Here is an 18352-nt window from a genome sequence, read left to right on the forward strand (position 1 = left end):
ATCCCTCCTTTACTATGGAAACGGATGTGGATGTGGATTTAATTTTTCATTTGTTAAAGGTTCGTCTGTATATCCAAGTGTCATCGGTATGGTATATACCCGGTCCAGTCCTGTAACCCGAGTAAGATGGTGTCCGAACGTCATCGGTAACATACCTGGAATAATAACTTTTACACAGTGTAGTCCGTTCTTTTCTATAAGGGGAACGGTTTGATCTACAACGATTACTTCAAGGTCAGATTGATGCAAACGATTTAAAAGTTGGTGGAGATCGGATGTTAAATCCATATCAAATGATTGTGATACATTCATTTCTTGGAACATTTGCACCGGTGCATCTTCTCGTAAAAGGAAGTGAAGACGTTCTTCCGTTTCTTTCAATCCATACAGCATACTATGGTCTTCCATTTTATTAACGAAATAAGGATCTTGTAAGCATTTTTCGTAGTATTCTCTTTTGTGCTCGAGCTCATCGTCTGTTATAAGTAACATGCCTGCTATTTCTTGAATAGCGCTTTTTAAGGCTCGAATAGGATCTAAATGAGCGCCTCCCGCACAAACAACGTTCATTCCATTTTCACGCGTATTTTTTGCAATTACCCATAAGCTAGGGATGCCGTGTTCCATCGTCGCGTTAAAAGCGTGTAATTCATATCCGGTAATCGTACGTAACCGCTGAATCATTAATTGTAATTCTGTATCATTTGCTGAACTCAGATCAAGGCGGGGAAGAGGTAATTCTGCATACCAAGTGAGTAAGAAGGCATCACGCTCTACAATTTCTAAAATGCCGTGAAAAATCGCTTCTTCTAAACTACCGCCAATTGCACATCCATTTGATGTTTCATACACGAAAGCGTCTCGATGACCGAGGCTATAATAAGCAATTGATTCAGGAACTAAAAGCGGTCTGTTTTGTGATAAAGAATATCCCCATACCCAGTTTTGCTCATAATCAGGATCAAACGGTTTAAATGGAAAATTATCACGATTGTAATGTTCATTTGTATGTACACCGAGCGAGAGGGGATTTAGTGCGTGTTCCTCTAAATCATGAAAACTACCATGCACATTTGTCTTTTTCCCGCGAGGCGACATCCCGCAATATCGTTCTAAACCTTCTAAAATAGCAGTTGCTTCACTCACTGCAAATGAATGAGTTCGGCCTGCAACACCTTCATTTCCGAACATTAATGGCATGTTTATAATGACGTCAGCGAATGGTAATAATGAATGCTGCATTTTGCCGTTCAACATACCGACCCGATAATCTAAATAGTCTCTCGTTAAAAATGTGTTTAATTCATGAATGGAACGGCAGCGATACGTTTCGGTGCTTACTTTTAAACTCGGTTGTAAAGAAATTTCCGCCGCATCCGCAGTATCATTAGGTAAATTACTACATACAGGACAGAGAGGATCTGGAAGAAAAGAATGTCGCGTACATTGTAATGTTTGTAAGTTTAGTAAAATAAGTTCATTTTCTAAAGAAGAATGGTTATGAGTTAATATTTTTTCTGTTTCTGCGCAAATAAGATGGCACATTTGTAACATTCCATTTTGGGTGGCACGTACATCACGCCTCGTTACATCATCTGCTTTAAAGGCATATTTCCGCTGTAGTTCCCACATTTCTTTTTGGTCAAAGCCAGCGATAAAACGGCGTCCATCAGAACAATGGGAACATCCGGGCGTAAGAGGATGAATGTAAGGACCGATAATACCTTCGCCAAATGAAGTAAAACCACGTAGCCATGGAATATGATTTGACCGAAAAATTAGCTCAGCGTCATGATGAATAGTAGAAGGAGATCCGTCATGTAATACGAGAGCGAGATGAATATTTTCAGGAAGTACTTCTGGAAGGGTATGCTGACGAATGATGGAATATTGTTTGCATAATTGATCATGTACATAGTCTGCAAGAAGGCCATCTCCTATAAGCAATATATTTTGAGTCATAGACCGTCCTCCTTTGCAATTAATACCCCATACACACCGTCTAAGTTTTCTTTCAAAAATGGTTCGATTGCTAAATCAAACACGAAGGGATAAAAATTATGTTCTTCTAAATGCTGTAAGGCAAGCTGTAAAGATTGCACACTTGGAATTTCTTCTTCCGCTTGTATTTCCACTCTAAAAGAATCCGTGTCATATAAAATAATAGATGATTCAGGCAAGATATTAGCTCTGTAAGGAGTCTCTTCACTTTGAATGTGGAGCAGTGATAGTTGTAGTGCGTTCCGTAAGGCTAACGTCATATTAATATTAGATGCACCGTACCATCTATCATTTATACCAACCCAAATGACTGGAAAACTGAGAATCTCTTCACTCATTGCAATTTTAGGTGTTTCATGAATTGTAGCAAGAGCATCGTAATAAAATCTACAATGTTTATCGTGAATATCAGTTAAATCAATCGTTGTAAGTTCTTCTAGCATATGTGACTGCCGTTCATACAATTTATTGTTTAAATGTTGTTGTAGTGCCCGGTAAAATCCTTCTGTCATCGTTTCTCCAGCACCGATACCGATATCGTTATGTTCAGGAATAAGGCGGTGAATGATTTCTGCTACATATGTTTCAATCCCTGTTAAACCAGCTTCTCGGCGTGCTTCATTATGAGTCAATCCACTGCAAGTCATAAGAGGCAGAAGGGGAGCTGGGCCATCTGATAGTGGAGTGGCTACTTGAATATAGCACTGTGATAACGGTAATTGATATGAATCTTGTTCATCCCATACATGGAATATACCGGCTTCTTTAGAAGTTAATGAGTCGAAAAAGCGGAATATATCAGTTGAAGTATGTTGGCCATACCGATACTCAAGTTTTTCAGAAATATTTTCTATCGTATCAATTGTAAAACTTTCATCAGTTGCAAGAGGGTGTTTTATAAAAGGATGCCACGTTCCTTCAAGTGTTTCATAGTTTAATAAAAAGAATTGTGATTCTTTTTCACGATAAGAATCATCCGCGACATGTTTAAACAATTCAAAAACGATTACATTTGCTAACATGGCAGATGTAATTTGTGAGAAGGAATCCGATGAATTTTCATTTTGCAAAGTCGTTTCATGTAGCCGATGCCATGCGGATTCCCAGCATTCATCACGGTTTTCCATTACGACAGGTCCAGCTATACCGAGTGTTGATAAACAAATAGCTGGTATAAAATTCTTTTTCGTTTCTCTACAAATAGTGTGAACTGTTTTTAAACCGTCAATGTCTCCATTTTGAGAAACATATAAAATCCAATCAAAAGGTTCGAATACTTCATGTAAGGGACGGTCAATTGTAGTATCGATTTCTTGAAGGAGTACACTGTTATCAACTTCATATGCACGTTCTATTAGCTCATGTATTCTGTCATAGTTTGTTTCATCTCGATCTGTAACGAGGTAATGAAATATAGGTAAACCAGATTCTAATAAAGAAGAAACTAAGGAAGTGAGCATATCCCCAGAACCAAGTACAAGGACATTTGCTCCGCGGTACGTTTCGAATTTTAAAGCACCTGAATGAGAATCGGCTTCTAAAAATTCAATTTGCGAAGCATATCTGTCGAGTAATGTACTGTTTAATTCATGAGGTGCATCTTGATTTGCATCGCGAACGAAACCATTTTCATATAAAATCTCTCCAATTTCAAATACCCGATTTTGATAGGGGAGAGGGAGGCCATCGGTTATTTCTGCTAAAGAATAATTTCCGTTAAACATTGGCATTAATTTTTCAATCCAGTCATAAATTCCATCACCGTCCATGCGAAATGAACTGGCGTTATTTCGAAAATAGACACCCCCGTTTGAATCGGGGAGGAAGAAAGTATCCTTATTTACTTTAAGTTTTGCATGAATTGGAAGGTTATTCATTTTAATCCTCCTTACGTTTAGGCATACATTATTACTTTATGTCATGAAATTTGTCCCGTATGAACACAATAAAAAAAGGCTGTAGAATGATTCATTCTACAGCCTTTAATAGATTTTTAATCTATCAACCTTCTAATAATAATGACTTTGGATCTTCAAGCATATCTTTAACAGCAACAAGGAAGCTAACTGCTTCTTTACCATCAACAATACGGTGATCGTAAGATAAAGCAATGTACATCATTGGGCGGTTTTCCATACGCTCGTTATCAATTGCAACTGGGCGTACTTGGATTTTATGCATTCCTAAAATACCAACTTGAGGGCTATTTAGGATCGGTGTTGACATTAGAGAACCGAATACACCACCGTTTGTAATTGTAAATGTACCACCTTGTAGTTCTTTTAATGAAAGTTTGTTATCGCGTGCTTTTTTACCTAATTCACGAATTTCGCTTTCGATTTCAGCGAAGTTTAATTGGTTAGCATCGCGTACAACTGGAACAACTAATCCATCTGGAGCTGCTACTGCAATACCGATATCATAGAATTTTTTAATGATAAGCTCGTCACCTTGAATTTCAGCATTTAATAATGGGAATTGTTTTAATGCTGCAACAACTGCTTTTGTGAAGAATGACATGAAGCCAAGACGTACATCATGTTTTTTCTCGAAAGCATCTTTGCGTTCTTTACGTAATTCCATGATCGCACTCATATCAACTTCGTTAAATGTTGTTAACATTGCAGATGTTTGTTGAACTTCTACAAGACGTTTTGCAATTGTTTGACGGCGGCGGGACATTTTCACGCGCTCAACTGGTTTTTCGAATTCCGTTTTTGCAACTGGAGCAGGAGCTGGACTCTTTGGAGCAGCTGGTGCTTCTTTTGGTGCTGCAGCATGAGCTTGTACATCATGTGGTCTCACGCGTCCAAGTGGATCTGTACTACGTACGTCGTTTAAGTCGATTCCTAATTCACGAGCCATCTTTCTAGCAGCTGGTGATGCGATAGGACGGTTTGTATTTGGTAACCCTTGTAGTGTTGCAGTTTGCTCAGCACTTGGTGCTGCAGCTTTCGGTGCTTCAGCTGTTTCTTGTTTTGGTTGCTCAGCAGCCGGTGCAGGTGTACTTACTGCAACTGGTGCTCCATTAGCATCTAAAATTGCGATAGTTGCGCCAACTTCAACTGTATCCCCAGGTTCGCCTAGTAACTTCGATACAATACCTGAATCTTCTGCAATGATTTCTACATTGACTTTATCAGTTTCAAGCTCAACAACGCTGCCACCTTTCTCAACTTTGTCGCCTACGTTGATAAGCCATTGTGAAATAGTTCCTTCAGTAATAGATTCTGCAAGCTCAGGTACTTTAATTTCGATCATTTTAAATGTCCTCCCCTTATTTGCCTAACGGTGTGTTTTTTCTTCTTTTGTCTTCGGTAATCTCCATTTGTTAGCCTGGCCTTGGGCAGATATTCTGCCCAAGGAACAAGCTAGAAACCTTCATTGTTACTTTTTAGTTGCTGTAAACTTCAATTTCTTGTTTATCTTGACGGAAGTTATACTTCACATCTAAAGCATGTGCAACAATTAGCTCTTGCTCAGCTTTGTGAGCGAATGGATCGCCGCCAGATGGACTAGAGCGATCAGGACGTCCAATGTAGCCTGTTTTCACTTTATCTCCAGCAAGTTCGAACAGAATTGGAGCCATGTAATGCCATGCGCCCATATTACGAGGTTCTTCTTGAACCCAAATGATTTCTTCTAAGTTTTTAAAGCGTTTAATAATAGATTGAACTTTCTCAGCAGGGAATGGGTACAATTGCTCAATACGAACGACATGAACTTCGTCTAAGTTGTACTCATGTTTACCCGACTCGATTTCTGCTGCTAAGTCAATCGCCATTTTACCTGTGCTTAAAACAAGACGTTTTACTTTATTTGGTTTCATGCCAAGGTTTTCTTGTTCTAAAGCAGGTTGGAAACGTCCTTCGCTTAACTGACTAGCAGTTGAAAGCGTAAGTGGGTGACGTAATAAACTCTTCGGCGTCATCAATACTAATGGTCGAACAGCTTCTGTTCCTAAGATAGATGCTTGACGACGCAGGATATGGAAGTATTGAGCCGCGCTCGTTAAGTTTGCAACTGTCCAGTTATTCTCAGCAGCTAACTGTAAGAAACGCTCTGGACGTGCACTAGAGTGCTCTGGTCCTTGACCTTCATAACCGTGTGGTAATAGAAGAACTAAGCCAGATTTTTGACCCCATTTTGCTCTTCCAGCTGAAACATATTGATCAAATAATGCTTGCGCAGTATTTGAGAAGTCACCATATTGCGCTTCCCACATAACAAGAGTTTCTGGAGCGAATACGTTATAACCATATTCGTAACCAACAACAGCAGCCTCTGATAACGGACTGTTATGAACAGAGAACGATGCATTAATGTTTGGTAAGCGATGTAACGGTGAATATGTTTCATTTGTATCAGTATCGTGTAATACGATATGACGGTGTGCGAATGTACCACGCTGTGAATCTTGACCAGTTAAACGAATTGGCGTACCTTCTTGTAAAATAGAAGCGAATGCTAACGATTCAGCAAGTGCCCATTCAATTTTACCGTTCTCTTCAAGAGCATCTTTACGGCGCTCAAGAATTTTCTTCACTTTCGGATATACGTTAAATCCTTCTGGCCAAGATAGTAGACCTTCATTAATTGCACGAAGTGAGTCAATCTCAACACCAGTATCAATTGGTTGAATACCTTTTGCAACAACATCTGGTACTTTAACGTGAATTGTTGCGTCGCTCGTATCAGCTGGTGGTACTTGTGCATAGTCGGATTTTAATTGCTCTTGTGTAAACTGTGTAATTGTTTCAACCTCATCTGCATTTAGAACACCAGCAGCTTGTAATTGATCTGCATAAATTGCCCTTACAGTTGGATGGTTTTTAATTTTTTTGTACACTTGTGGTTGCGTAACTGCTGGATCATCCATTTCGTTATGACCGTAGCGGCGGTAACCAATTAAATCGATTAAGAAATCTTTTTTGAACAACATGCGATATTGAATCGCAAGGTTAGCAGCTGCAAGACAAGCTTCCGGATCATCAGCGTTCACGTGAACAATCGGAATATCGAAACCTTTTGCAAGGTCACTAGAATATTTCGTAGAACGAGAATCATAGCTATCAGTCGTAAAACCAACTGCATTGTTTGCGATAACATGAATCGTTCCGCCTGTTTGATACGCGTTCAATCTGCTTAAGTTGAGTGTCTCAGATACAATACCTTGACCAGGGAATGCAGCATCACCATGAACTAAAATTACGAATGATTTTGAAGTATCTTGATCTGGAAGACCAGATTTTTTACGATTCTCTTGAGCAGCACGTGCGAAACCTTCTACTACAGGATTCACGAACTCAAGATGACTCGGGTTATTTGCTAATGTCACGCGAGTGCTAACTTCTTCGTTACTAACGACTTGTTCTCTACCTAGGTGGTATTTCACATCGCCAGTCCAGCCAGAATTAGCCACTGCGCCTTCTATTTTTGCATGTTTGAACTCAGCAAACATGTGGCTATATGGTTTTTCTAATACGTGAGCAAGTACGCTTAGGCGACCGCGGTGAGCCATACCAATCATGACATCCTCAACGCCGTTTTTAGCACCTTCTAGAACAATTTCATCTAAAACAGGTACAAGCATATCAACGCCCTCGATAGAGAAACGTTTTTGCCCAACGAATGTTTTATGCAAGAATTGCTCGAAACCTTCAACAGCTGTTAAACGTTTTAAAAGAGCAGTTCGTTTTTTATTTGATAGTGGTTGACGCAATGAATTTGATTCCACCATTTGATGCAACCACGCGCGTTCTTCACTATCTTGTATATGAGAAAATTCATAAGCTAAAGATTTTGTATAAACGTCTTTTAATCTATGAATTACATCAAGTGCAGTGTGAATACCTTCTGGTGCATCTGGCCATACTGTTTTCGCTGGAATCGCTTTCAAGTCAGCATCGCTCAGTTCGCTCATTGCTTTCTCAAGAAGAGATTGTCCATTTGCAGCATCTTCCATCGGGTTGATGTGAGCCAACGTGTGCCCGAAAGAACGAATCTGCTCAACTAGTTGAACGACTTTAAGAATTTTTTCAATGTTACCTGTGTTTTGAGGAGAAAAATGTGTTGCTGTGTTGTCCCCTGTTACGACATCATCTTGAAACGAAGGAGCTCCAAAAATTTCAAAAAGCTCTTGTAATTCCGGATCAACAGAACCTGCTCCAGTTACGTAAAGATCATACTGTTCAATAACATAACCAAGGTTCGGACCGTGGAACTTGGCCCAAGGGTTTGTCGTTGTATTCTTCCTCGTCATTTGTTTAAACCTCCCAATGCATATAATCCTTTTCCATACAAAGGTGCATTTTGCTCTTTTTCAATAAGTAATGAATCAATAATCAATGTAAATGTTTTCTTTACTCTTATGTTATTACAATAATTTACATAATACCAAACACTATTACTTATCTGTTTTGTAAAAAAACATTCACAATAACTTATCACCCAAGTTAATCTTTCATGTTATAAAGTAATTTTACAGAAAAATGGGGTGGATATATTTGGTATGCCTATACTAATAGCTATAATTGTTGCATTTAAATATAGGTATAATAGTTAGAATGTTTCGATAAAATCAGTTTGAATTATGTATATTGAAATAATAAGCGCTTTCATAGATATTATACAACAATATAACGGAATATAGTATAAAAAATAAAAAATTATGAATTTATCGTAAACTTTATTTAGATAGTGTTAAATATTGAAAGGAAAGTGAAGGATTTCTACAAAAAAAGTTGCTAAACATAAAAAATGCTTCATAAACAGTTAGTTTCTATAAATATGACGAAAAACACCGTAAAACAAATAACGTATTTCGTGAAATAAAGAAATAAATGAAATGTTTTAAAAGGATAAAACAAATATGGAGATATTAAATTTTAAAAAAAGAAGTGAGGAGATATAGTAACAGTTATTTACAGTGTTCCGTGTTTCGCTTCAAAATAGACGTGCTGAAATTGAAAAAAGTTTCTTCTATATAAATAGCGTGAATAATAATCAAAATATATGTAAAGGGAACTTGACGTAAAGTTTCCTTTACATATATACTCGGTATATGGAAGGAGGGAGAAATTTCCTTGGAAAATAAAATGGTCGAATACCGAAAAAAATTTGGACTATCTCAAGAAAAGTTGGCTGAGAAACTTGGAGTTTCCAGACAAACCATTATCTCAATTGAAAAAGGGAAATACGATCCATCACTTCCGCTAGCATTTGAAATAGCGAAAACATTTCAGACAACAATAGAACATGTATTTATTTATGAAGGAAAAGAAGAGGGGGAATAAGAATGAACTATTCACAAAAGTACTTTGTAATTATGGGGATTATTTTTCTATTTATGAGTGGATTTATGATATTAACAGGTATAATGACGCATTCTGCACCGCCAAGTCCTACTTATACGTTACTTGCAATGATGATTATGTGTTTCTGCCTTAGTTACTTGCACCCACAATTTAAAGAAAAAGATGAGCGAATGAAACTTATTCGTTATAAAGGAATGTTTGTAACCTTTTTTGCGTTAACAGCATATTATCTTCTTTTCTCTATCGGCTTAAACTTAAAAATACTTACACTATCTGCTACTGAATTATTGAATATACTTATGGCACTTACGATGAGTACTGTCTTTATCTCATTTGTTGTTTTGGCAAAAAGATATTAAGATGGAAGAGAGAAAGGAAGATTAACATATGCAAATGATGTATGCTTTTGGCATTGGGCTTGTATTATTTTTAGCTGTATTCTTATTTATTCGTAAAGACGTTCAAGGCGGGACGTTAACGAAACGAGGATTTTATAAATTAATCGCCTGTTTAGTTGTTATGCTTATAGCGATTATTGTAATGATCGTTTTAATAAGTCAGTCACTATAGAGTGTAAAAACGGAACCTTACTTCGGTAAGGTTTTTCTTTATTGTTTAACCTAAAAATTACCACTAAATCCATTTACTATAAATGGATTATATTATATAATCCAATGAAATGATAGATAAGGAGTGTAGTATATGAATAAAAAAACTATCTTCTATTTATTAACTTGTCTACTACTTGTAGCTAGTACTACTTATATAATATGTAACAAAAGAGAACAAGTGCCACCTATATTAGTATGGGACAAACAAGAATACTATGTTACGAATGAACCAGCCAAAGTAGAAGAAGTTGGGCAAAAACTTGGCGAAGTAACAAAGAAAATTAAAACAAGTAGAAAACCTACTAAAAATAGAGAATCTAATACATTACAAGAGAAAACAGAAGTATTTACAATGATTGAGGAAGAAAAAAGTGATTACCCGCCTTTAATCATAAAGGAAGCTTATAGTGATGAATATAGGGTAGTGAGGCCGATGTCGAAGCAGGTATTGTGATGAAAAGGGGATTCATATGCAGACAGTAACTTCGTATCCGTGGTCGTTAAGAAAAATATTTGTCTTTTTCCTTTGCTTCATCCTTCCGCCAATCGGTGCAATTTATATTTTGATGAATAGAGAAGCACTACAAAAGAGGGACTTCATTTTATATGTATTATTTGCTGCTATTAATATATCGCTTTGGTTATCGCTTATAATCTTTGATCGGACTATGTGGATGGTAGCAGGGCATTATATAATTGGAGCAGTTGTTATTGTTTTTTCGAATATGAATAAGAGATAAGCCAGCAACCTTAAAGTTGCTGGTTTTTATTTTGCTATTTATAATGAAGAAACAAATTTTTAATAGAGAGTAGTGGGCGTTATGAGATGGAAAGCAGGAACGTTTGAAAAAATAGAAACGAATGACTCATCTATTGAGAAACTCATACATACATTTAAGGAACAAAACGTAAATGGCGGAGCGGTTATAAGCTGTTTTAAAGTACATAACGAAAATTTTTTCAAAGAAATACCATATTGGAAAGATGGACACGAGCACTTCTTTAGAAGAATCTTTAACTCTTTAGATATAATCAATAGCTTAGAAGAGTTAAAAATACATACGTCAGAAAAATATAAGTTGCATTTTAAAGAGCGATGGGCAGTCATGCTTGATGGTAGCATTGCCGCTCAAATTTTGTCGGGCGGAGCATATGAAGGATTTAAGGAACGACCAGTTATCGCAAAACAATTAGCAGTGAATGTATGTCAATATATGTTCCAAGATCGCTATGAAGATATTAAAGTGTTCGAAAGCTATTGCCCTTGGACAGATTGGTTTTACGATGTTGCATGGGATGCTACTTGGATGGTGTTAGATAGTAGGGAACAGAAAATGTGGTTCATTTGTGCTACGGATACAGATTGATAGAAGAGGGCCTTGTAGGAATGCTGCAAGGCCCTTTATCTTTTGGGAATTAATAGAAAACGAATCATATAAATGCTATACTAAAAAATGTTTGTAATGTCAGTTTCATAATATTGTATGATGCTGACTTACTAGAAAAGATAAGAGGAGAATGAGCGTGCAAAAGATAAAGAAATTATTGCTATTAATGATGGTAGTAGGATTAACAGCAGGTGTTTTAGCAGGGTGTGCAAATCCGAAAGATACTACAGAAGAATTTTTAACAGCGATACAAAAAGGTGATATAGAAAAAGCTCGTACATTTGTTGAGAGTGACAAGGAATTTAATAAACTAAATGAAAAAACAGATGATGCTGAGGCAAAAGCAATGCTAAGTGCAATTACAAAGAACTTTAAATTTGAAAAGCTAGAAGAAGTATCGAAAAAGGATGACAAAGCAGAAGTGAAAGTGAAAATTACATCTGCTGATCTATCCGTTGCTGTAACAAAAGCAGTGGGAGAAGTTATGCCAATGGCCTTCGCTAGCGCATTTAGCGAAGACAAAGAACAATCTGAAAAAGCGATCGAAAAAACAATGACCTCAACTATCATCAAAAACTTAACGGATAAAGATGCAGCAATGGCAACTCGCGAAGTTACATTGAACTTAAAGAAAGACAAAGATGGCGACTATAAAATCGTTGCTGACGATAACTTGAAAGAAGTATTGTTTGCAAATGCGAAATCTTTGGAGAAGATGTTTGGTGGGAAGTAATTGAATTAGATAAAAAAGAGACACTATATCACGTAGAAGGTTGATATGGTGTCTCTTTTTTATATGACCCCGGAGAGGCTCGAACTCACGACCTCCACCCTGTCAAGGTGTCACTAAGGGTCGTGAGTCTAACGTAAGTCAAACCGCAAGTCAACGCTAGTCACGAATGCAGTCATATTAACATTCGCGGCTAAATAGTTATACATCCGTCTCGTTTTCTATTATTAATTATAGCGTGTAGAACCGCCAAACTGCAAGATGTTAGGGCGCACTATTGTTTCTTTTACGATTAATTTCTACGTCGGATTCTTTGGTACATTTTCAGATGTTAATTTAACTGTAAGTCGAATGTATAAGTACCAATTAGTTTGAAGTCTATGCTTAATTGTTAATTATAAACACATGGATATGATGTAGCAATTGTCCACTGTGAAGGGAGTGGAGTACTCGTTGTGACAACAGGTGTGATACTAATCATTAAGTAGTTTGGAGATTTTGTTCACTTCTTTTTATTCCAACGTTCATAAAACCTTTTTTGATATTCTCCAACATTTGTTTAGCAATTTAATTTTTAAATTTAAAAGAAAGCTAAAATTTGTTGAAGGGATGCCACTAACTATTTATATGTTGAAAATTTGAATAGCTGCTACAGTGATATAATCCAATATGGTATAATTTTCTATAAAAATATTGGAAAGGGTTTAAGCGATGGGACAATTTCAAAGTAATTTTCAAACGGCAGAACAAATCGCAACGCAAATGAGGAATGCTTCTGATATTATCCAAAGTACGATAAATCGTTCTATAACGAAGTCGAATCGTACTACGCTAACTGTTAATTCCAAAGCACAAGAAGCGAATCAGCAAGCTTTAGATTTAACGAAACAATTTTGTGCCTCCTTTCAACAGGCAGTCGATCATATTCATTCGGTAGCTAAAGAGTTTGAGAGAATGGATAACGAACTTCAACATACTTTTCGCTAATGTGACCACCTTCGTAAAGGTAAAACGGTAGGAGGAAAAAGATGAGTCAAGATATTGAAAACTAAATCAAACAATTAAATCAAAGGTTACGAAGTGCATTTGAAGAACAGGACCGAAATCAATCTGCGATTCAAACTCAAGAGCAAACAGAAGAGGGCTTTTATGAATGGAAAAATCAAAATCGTCGTTTGTTTAACCGAATTTTAGAAACTTGGCATGGAGATAGAGAATTATCTCATTTTTTTACAAATATCTGTCAAGAAGCACAACACATTGAGCGGAAACTTACATTTGAATTTGAAAACAAAAAAGAAGTGTTACTTAAGGAAAAACGAGATCTTAGTGACTTAGAAAATGAGCTTTCCTATCAGCAACAACAATTAGCAAGGGAGGTCAATGCATGAGTTTAAATATGTATTTGGGAGAAGTACAGAACCAGACTCAAAGCATGAATGCTGTATGTACGGCCACCATTCAAGGGATGGAACAAGCCATTCAGTCGATTGACGCATTTGCAGGTGATACTGTTTTACAAGGACAAACTTACGAAAGTGCAAGAACATTCTTTGTCCAAACCTTTCGACCTTTGGCACAAGGAATTATTTTTTTATGTGAAGAGTTAATTCGTCAGAATAATGCTTTTCCCAATGATTTCGAATCACAAGTAGCTTCAACTGATGTCATTGAACAAGAGTTGCTAGAACAAATTCGAGAGATTGACCGAATGAAAGCAAGTATGGAAGCCATCAGTCAAGCTATGCCAATACCGGGTATGGAAGCTATGGCGAATCTTTTTACTGACATGAGGAAAAAACTTCAAAAAAAGCTAGATCATCTACATGAATTTAATCAAACATCTAGTAATAACTATAGTACAGCAATTCAATTAGCTGCTAGCATTGCTATAGGACTTGCAGAAGTACAGAGTGGAAAAGGATTTAATCCTGCCAGCGGCACATTTAGTACGAGAGAATTAAATATGGAATGGCTAACACCTATTCAAGAAATTATGTATGAACAAGCTATTCAAGATCAAATCGAGGAAATGGATTTAATAGAAAAACAAGTGGCTTTAAAGGCTCAGGAAGATAATAGATCATGGTATGAAAAAACAGCTATTGGTGCTTGGGAGTATTTAAATGGTGTTATCGAATTTTTTCAAGGTGCTGGCAGTGCAGCAGCGGAAAACTTTATTGGACTTAAAACGCCTGATAATGATAAATTAGAAAGCAAGATGACTTATCAAGCTGGAAGGCTTACTGGAAATGCTTTATCGATGGTAGGATCTGTTATAGAAATTTTTGAAGGTATTTCACTTATAGGTGCCTCTAATTTCTTAACCTTCGTAGCGGAAGTAGGAACCGGTGGATTGGCATCACCAATTGTTCTTCCGTTAAATGGAGTTGCTACAGTAGCTGGTGTTAGTGTGGCTGGACATGGTGGATTTGTTTTACATAAATCAATTCAAAATGCTAAGGATACTCTTCAAAAATTCCAGTCTTCTCCAAATGGATCTGCTAGTACTATAAAAAAATCGTCACCTAAAAAAGTTAAAAGTTTAAGAGAACAATATTTAGGAAAGACACCTGGAAAGAAATCAAGAACTGGCCGTGAAGTAATAGAAAAAATGAAAAATGAAAATCCACCAAGAATTAGGACAACACGTGCCGGTAAAATGCAATTTAAGGCAAGTGATGGAGTGTGGTATGATCTTAGTAAATCAGATATGGCTCATCTAACCGATGCTGTCTCGTGGTGGAATAGTATTGGTAGGCATTATGGAGCAAAGTCTAAGGAAGTTAGAAAATGGATGCTAGATTCTGTTAATTATGAATTGGATCATTTTAGTTTAAATAGATCAGCAGGCGCTAAATTAGGTGAGAGATATTTGCCACCAACTAAAAAATAATTGGGGGTAAAGGGAATTGGAACTAGAACTAGATGACAAAATATACAATCAAATTGTACAACTATGTGAAGAGGGAGATATTCTATTTGAAGTAGAACAATTTGATCAAGCACTGGAGAAATATTTAGTGGCTTTAGATATGGTGCCAGCACCAAAGACGGATTGGGAAGCGAGTACTTGGTTATATACAGTAATAGGCGACACTTATCTTATTAAAGATGACTATGAAATGGCAAAAAGTAATTTTTATAATGCTTTAAACTGTCCAGACGGTATTTCGAATCCATTGATTTTATTGAGACTTGGAGAGAGCTTGTTCGAATGTGGAGAACTTGAAAAAGCTAAGGAGTATTTATTAAAAGCATACATGCTAGAAGGTTACAAGATATTTTTTGAAGAAGATGATAAATATTTTGACTTGATTAAAGACATTATTTAAGGAGGAGCAATATGGCTATATTACAATCACCTTTAAAAGAGAAATTCGAAAGTCTAGTTAATCAGAGTAATGATGAATTTGATAGAGGTAATCATAATGAGTCTATTACATTATTAGAAGAGGCTTGGAGTGTATTACCTACTCCGAAAGGTATTTATAATGAAAGTTATGATTTAGTGAATGATATTATTGATACTTGTTTTATTGTAAAGGATTTTAAGACAGCAAAAAAATGGTCAGATAAAATGTTTTTAACCGGATTTATGCGTATTGATACAGGTGAAAAAGAATTTATTTCAGGAAAAGTTGCGTATGAATTGGGTGATTTAGAAATAGCAAAAGAGTTTTTCAGCTTTGCTAACAAAAAATCGGAAGGAAGATGTTTTGAAGATGAGGATGTTAAGTATCTTAAATTCTTCAAAAGTTAAGAGTGTAGGCTAGGTGGTAGATAGCTAAGCATTTTATGTATGACGAAGATGAAGAATAAATAATAGCAGAATAATTGAAATATAGGCGTAAACCTCGGTTCACGTCTTTTTTGCGTTTTTTCAGTTTCTCCGCTACAAAGTCGACTTAGGATCGGATTTAATAGTGTGAGAGACGGGAGTAGTAGCTGGCCATCTTTCTACCGGCGCTTCTTCCAAGATATACGAATGAGAAGTTTTGAAGCTTTTTTGAAATTAACGTTACGAAGCAATTCAGGAGTCGGATTTATACATAGGAAAAAGAGTTTAATAAAAATCGGAGGTAGTTACTATTGAAAAATTAATTTCGTCATAACGAAGATGGCACAACGTCGATTTTTATGACTTATTTGGTTTATAATTATGGTCTTCAAATTGTATTTTCTCGTTCTCCATAAATACTACGTAGTTGCGGATTACATCAGTCGTAATGGTATCTATATTTCTACTAAGACTTTTGTAATCGAGGAAATACGTAAAGTATCGAAAGTTTTCTTTAGACTGATGCAAAGTACGTGTAGCTCGTCCTTCAGCTAACTTGGCATGATAAAATCTCTCGAACAAGTCGTCGATCGTTTGTGTAGCAAATGTTCGTAACTCTTTCTTTACACGTTTCCCTTTACGTTTTGAAACAGTTCCTTCATTAATAGCTGTCATAAAAAAACGCCTTCTATTTCGTTTTTGAAAACGAGACGAGAGACCTATAACGACCCGTTGTAGCTGACCGCCACCCTGGTTAAGTCAACGGAAAATAAAAAAAACGTATCAAACGTTAATCTGACACGGTTTACGATCATTTTATGACCCCGGAGAGGCTCGAACTCACGACCTCCACCCTGTCAAGGTGGCGCTCTCCCTGCTGAGCTACGGGATCCCAACTATAAATATTACGACCAGCAATGTGTTTTCATTCGTGTAATCGGAGGATTTGTATAATTTGTTGAATATTGTAACGTTTGACGTATTCCTATAATAGCAACAAAATTTAATAGTGTAAAGATGTAATTTTCTGAATATTATTATTCCAATTTGTATATAAAAAATAAGCCCCGAAGAGCTTATTTCAATAATAATAATATCACCGCAATTATCAATGATATTATCAAAAATACAAGCATAAATAATAGAGCTCGTTCATGAGCTATCGTCCTGTAACTGTCATTCCTGCTGTGTAAATTGTATCTACAGAACCGTCAGCACTTACAACTTCAACTTTATAGCGATATGTTCCATTGTCTGAAATGTTTTCGCCATATCCTGTGAAAGTAGAAATTTCATCGTTACTTCCAGCTGGAACCCATTGATTTTGCCAATGGAAGAAAGTATCATATTCTCCCCAGTTATCGCCATATTTTTTCTCGATGCTGACATTGTAATGAATATCTTCAGCTCGTTTATTTGTAATTCTTGCAATTACGTTTTGACCAAAGCTATATTCTGTAGCGTGTACTTGAACTGTAACACCGTTCACCGTTTCACCAGGACCACAAATGTAATGACAACCATCCCATTCGTCAGCATGTGCTTTTGGTGTTTCAATGTTCATAACCGTTAAACCCCCTAAAGCTAAAGCTCCTGTTAATAATACTTTACTAAATGCCTTCACTTGAAATTCCCCCTAAGTATATTCTCAATTCGTTCGATAGATATCACATTAAGTAGTTTTATAACATTAATCTAATCGAACACTTTTTTCCTCGAGTGTATTCGCTATGAATCTTTCATCTTGTAGTAATCTAACCTCTACATAAAATTTCATAGTTTTGATTCCATATATGTATCATGATTTACATAGAACAAATCTGTTAATACGTTTTGGTTATTTGCTTATCCCACTACTCTTTATTACCTTTTATTGGTAAAACGTTGGTTTTATTATATACCATTATTATCTATTTACAAGAGAAAACAATACTGTATGCAAAAATGCATAATAAAAAACACTACTTGTATTCTGAATTACAGAATACAAGTAGTGTTGGGTTTCAATTAATATTTAATTGGAACCTAATGCTAATTTTTTATGTTTAACAGTATACATATATCACTGTTTTTTTAGTCATAATTGATAAAATTTGTTCAGGGGACGCTCTTCCTGTTGAGCTATGGGATCTTTAAAAGGGAAAGTATAAGCGATTATGAGAGTAATGTATGAAGGGATAATGATGAGAAGCGAATTTAGTAGAAAGTAGTCTTTGGATGTAGAGGTTATATTATTTCCGATACCAATCCAAAGGACCTTCATCACTCAAATCAACAAGAAAAGGGAACAAGAATTGTAAAGGTAAGCTTATAAGTTCTGGCATAGCGTTCACTGTTTTCTTTGATAGATATTGCCTCCCAAAACAATACGGACAATCTTTTTCAAATGTCACGAGTATTGACCATACATCTTTTACTTTCCACTTCGTTTTACAATACGTACAACGCGCCATTGAGTTCCTCCTCAGTTTAAGGTGTTTTCTAATATATTCTACTTTATTGTACGAAAGTCATTTGAATTTGAT

Annotated in this window: 19 protein-coding genes and 1 tRNA gene; 12 read left to right on the forward strand and 8 right to left on the reverse strand. The window is 36.2% G+C overall.

Annotated features, from left to right (window positions below):
- Nucleotides 1-12 precede the first annotated feature (12 nt).
- The 4 genes from MR136_RS19880 to odhA form a co-directional block, all read right to left on the reverse strand.
- Nucleotides 13-1962: a TOMM precursor leader peptide-binding protein gene (locus MR136_RS19880; RefSeq protein WP_000192983.1), complete on the reverse strand. Its 1950-nt coding sequence runs from the start codon at nt 1960-1962 to the stop codon at nt 13-15.
- Complete coding sequence (locus tag MR136_RS19885; RefSeq protein ID WP_061456926.1) at nt 1959-3878, reverse strand: putative thiazole-containing bacteriocin maturation protein; 1920 nt, start codon at nt 3876-3878, stop codon at nt 1959-1961. The genes MR136_RS19880 and MR136_RS19885 overlap by 4 nt, the downstream gene beginning before the upstream one ends.
- A 124-nt stretch (nt 3879-4002) precedes the next feature.
- The gene (odhB, locus tag MR136_RS19890) at nt 4003-5262 is read right to left on the reverse strand and encodes a 2-oxoglutarate dehydrogenase complex dihydrolipoyllysine-residue succinyltransferase (RefSeq protein WP_000569896.1); all 1260 of its coding nucleotides are present in this window, start codon (nt 5260-5262) and stop codon (nt 4003-4005) included.
- Nucleotides 5263-5395: 133 nt separating this feature from the next.
- Nucleotides 5396-8263 carry a 2-oxoglutarate dehydrogenase E1 component gene (gene odhA, locus MR136_RS19895; RefSeq protein WP_000197157.1) on the reverse strand — a complete coding sequence of 956 codons (2868 nt, stop codon included), beginning with the start codon at nt 8261-8263 and terminating at the stop codon, nt 5396-5398.
- 823 nt (nt 8264-9086) lie between these two features.
- Between odhA and MR136_RS19900 the strand changes: the two genes are divergently transcribed.
- From MR136_RS19900 to MR136_RS19955, 12 genes are all read left to right on the forward strand, one after another.
- Nucleotides 9087-9296: a helix-turn-helix transcriptional regulator gene (locus MR136_RS19900; RefSeq protein ID WP_000428506.1), complete on the forward strand. Its 210-nt coding sequence runs from the start codon at nt 9087-9089 to the stop codon at nt 9294-9296.
- Nucleotides 9297-9298: 2 nt separating this feature from the next.
- Nucleotides 9299-9676 carry a hypothetical protein gene (locus MR136_RS19905; protein WP_001109911.1) on the forward strand — a complete coding sequence of 126 codons (378 nt, stop codon included), beginning with the start codon at nt 9299-9301 and terminating at the stop codon, nt 9674-9676.
- A gap of 28 nt (nt 9677-9704) precedes the next feature.
- On the forward strand, nt 9705-9887 hold the full coding sequence (locus MR136_RS19910) for a DUF3976 domain-containing protein (RefSeq protein ID WP_001178291.1): 183 nt from the start codon (nt 9705-9707) through the stop codon (nt 9885-9887).
- A gap of 132 nt (nt 9888-10019) precedes the next feature.
- Entirely contained in the window at nt 10020-10382 is a 363-nt protein-coding gene (locus MR136_RS19915; protein ID WP_061456927.1) for a hypothetical protein, read from the forward strand.
- Nucleotides 10383-10398: 16 nt separating this feature from the next.
- Nucleotides 10399-10668 (forward strand): hypothetical protein, encoded by a 270-nt coding sequence (locus tag MR136_RS19920; RefSeq protein ID WP_017672813.1) that lies wholly within the window; start codon nt 10399-10401, stop codon nt 10666-10668.
- Between the two features lie 81 nt (nt 10669-10749).
- The gene (locus tag MR136_RS19925) at nt 10750-11295 is read left to right on the forward strand and encodes a hypothetical protein (protein WP_016082411.1); all 546 of its coding nucleotides are present in this window, start codon (nt 10750-10752) and stop codon (nt 11293-11295) included.
- Nucleotides 11296-11452: 157 nt separating this feature from the next.
- Complete coding sequence (locus MR136_RS19930; protein ID WP_001169480.1) at nt 11453-12049, forward strand: hypothetical protein; 597 nt, start codon at nt 11453-11455, stop codon at nt 12047-12049.
- Between the two features lie 708 nt (nt 12050-12757).
- Nucleotides 12758-13033 carry a TIGR04197 family type VII secretion effector gene (locus MR136_RS19935; protein ID WP_017672814.1) on the forward strand — a complete coding sequence of 92 codons (276 nt, stop codon included), beginning with the start codon at nt 12758-12760 and terminating at the stop codon, nt 13031-13033.
- A gap of 65 nt (nt 13034-13098) precedes the next feature.
- Nucleotides 13099-13437 (forward strand): DUF3958 family protein, encoded by a 339-nt coding sequence (locus MR136_RS19940; protein WP_235598829.1) that lies wholly within the window; start codon nt 13099-13101, stop codon nt 13435-13437.
- Nucleotides 13434-14942, forward strand: a complete 1509-nt coding sequence (locus tag MR136_RS19945) for a T7SS effector LXG polymorphic toxin (protein ID WP_061456928.1) — start codon at nt 13434-13436, stop codon at nt 14940-14942. Before MR136_RS19940 ends, MR136_RS19945 begins: the two co-directional genes overlap by 4 nt.
- Nucleotides 14943-14958: 16 nt before the next feature.
- Complete coding sequence (locus tag MR136_RS19950) at nt 14959-15381, forward strand: tetratricopeptide repeat protein (protein WP_017672819.1); 423 nt, start codon at nt 14959-14961, stop codon at nt 15379-15381.
- An 11-nt stretch (nt 15382-15392) separates the two neighbouring features.
- The gene (locus MR136_RS19955) at nt 15393-15809 is read left to right on the forward strand and encodes a hypothetical protein (RefSeq protein WP_017672820.1); all 417 of its coding nucleotides are present in this window, start codon (nt 15393-15395) and stop codon (nt 15807-15809) included.
- Nucleotides 15810-16184: 375 nt separating this feature from the next.
- On the opposite strand, the gene MR136_RS19960 is transcribed toward MR136_RS19955, so the two are convergent.
- From MR136_RS19960 to MR136_RS19975, 4 genes are all read right to left on the reverse strand, one after another.
- Nucleotides 16185-16502, reverse strand: coding sequence for a hypothetical protein (locus tag MR136_RS19960; RefSeq protein WP_017672821.1), 318 nt, complete (start codon nt 16500-16502; stop codon nt 16185-16187).
- Between the two features lie 144 nt (nt 16503-16646).
- A tRNA-Val gene (locus MR136_RS19965) sits at nt 16647-16719 on the reverse strand.
- A 267-nt stretch (nt 16720-16986) separates the two neighbouring features.
- Nucleotides 16987-17451 carry a hypothetical protein gene (locus MR136_RS19970; RefSeq protein WP_017672840.1) on the reverse strand — a complete coding sequence of 155 codons (465 nt, stop codon included), beginning with the start codon at nt 17449-17451 and terminating at the stop codon, nt 16987-16989.
- A 607-nt stretch (nt 17452-18058) separates the two neighbouring features.
- Nucleotides 18059-18280 carry a hypothetical protein gene (locus MR136_RS19975; protein ID WP_017672841.1) on the reverse strand — a complete coding sequence of 74 codons (222 nt, stop codon included), beginning with the start codon at nt 18278-18280 and terminating at the stop codon, nt 18059-18061.
- Nucleotides 18281-18352: the final 72 nt, after the last annotated feature.

It is taken from the genome of Bacillus cereus group sp. BfR-BA-01311, from assembly GCF_022664295.1.
Classification (GTDB): Bacteria; Bacillota; Bacilli; order Bacillales; family Bacillaceae_G; genus Bacillus_A; species Bacillus_A cereus.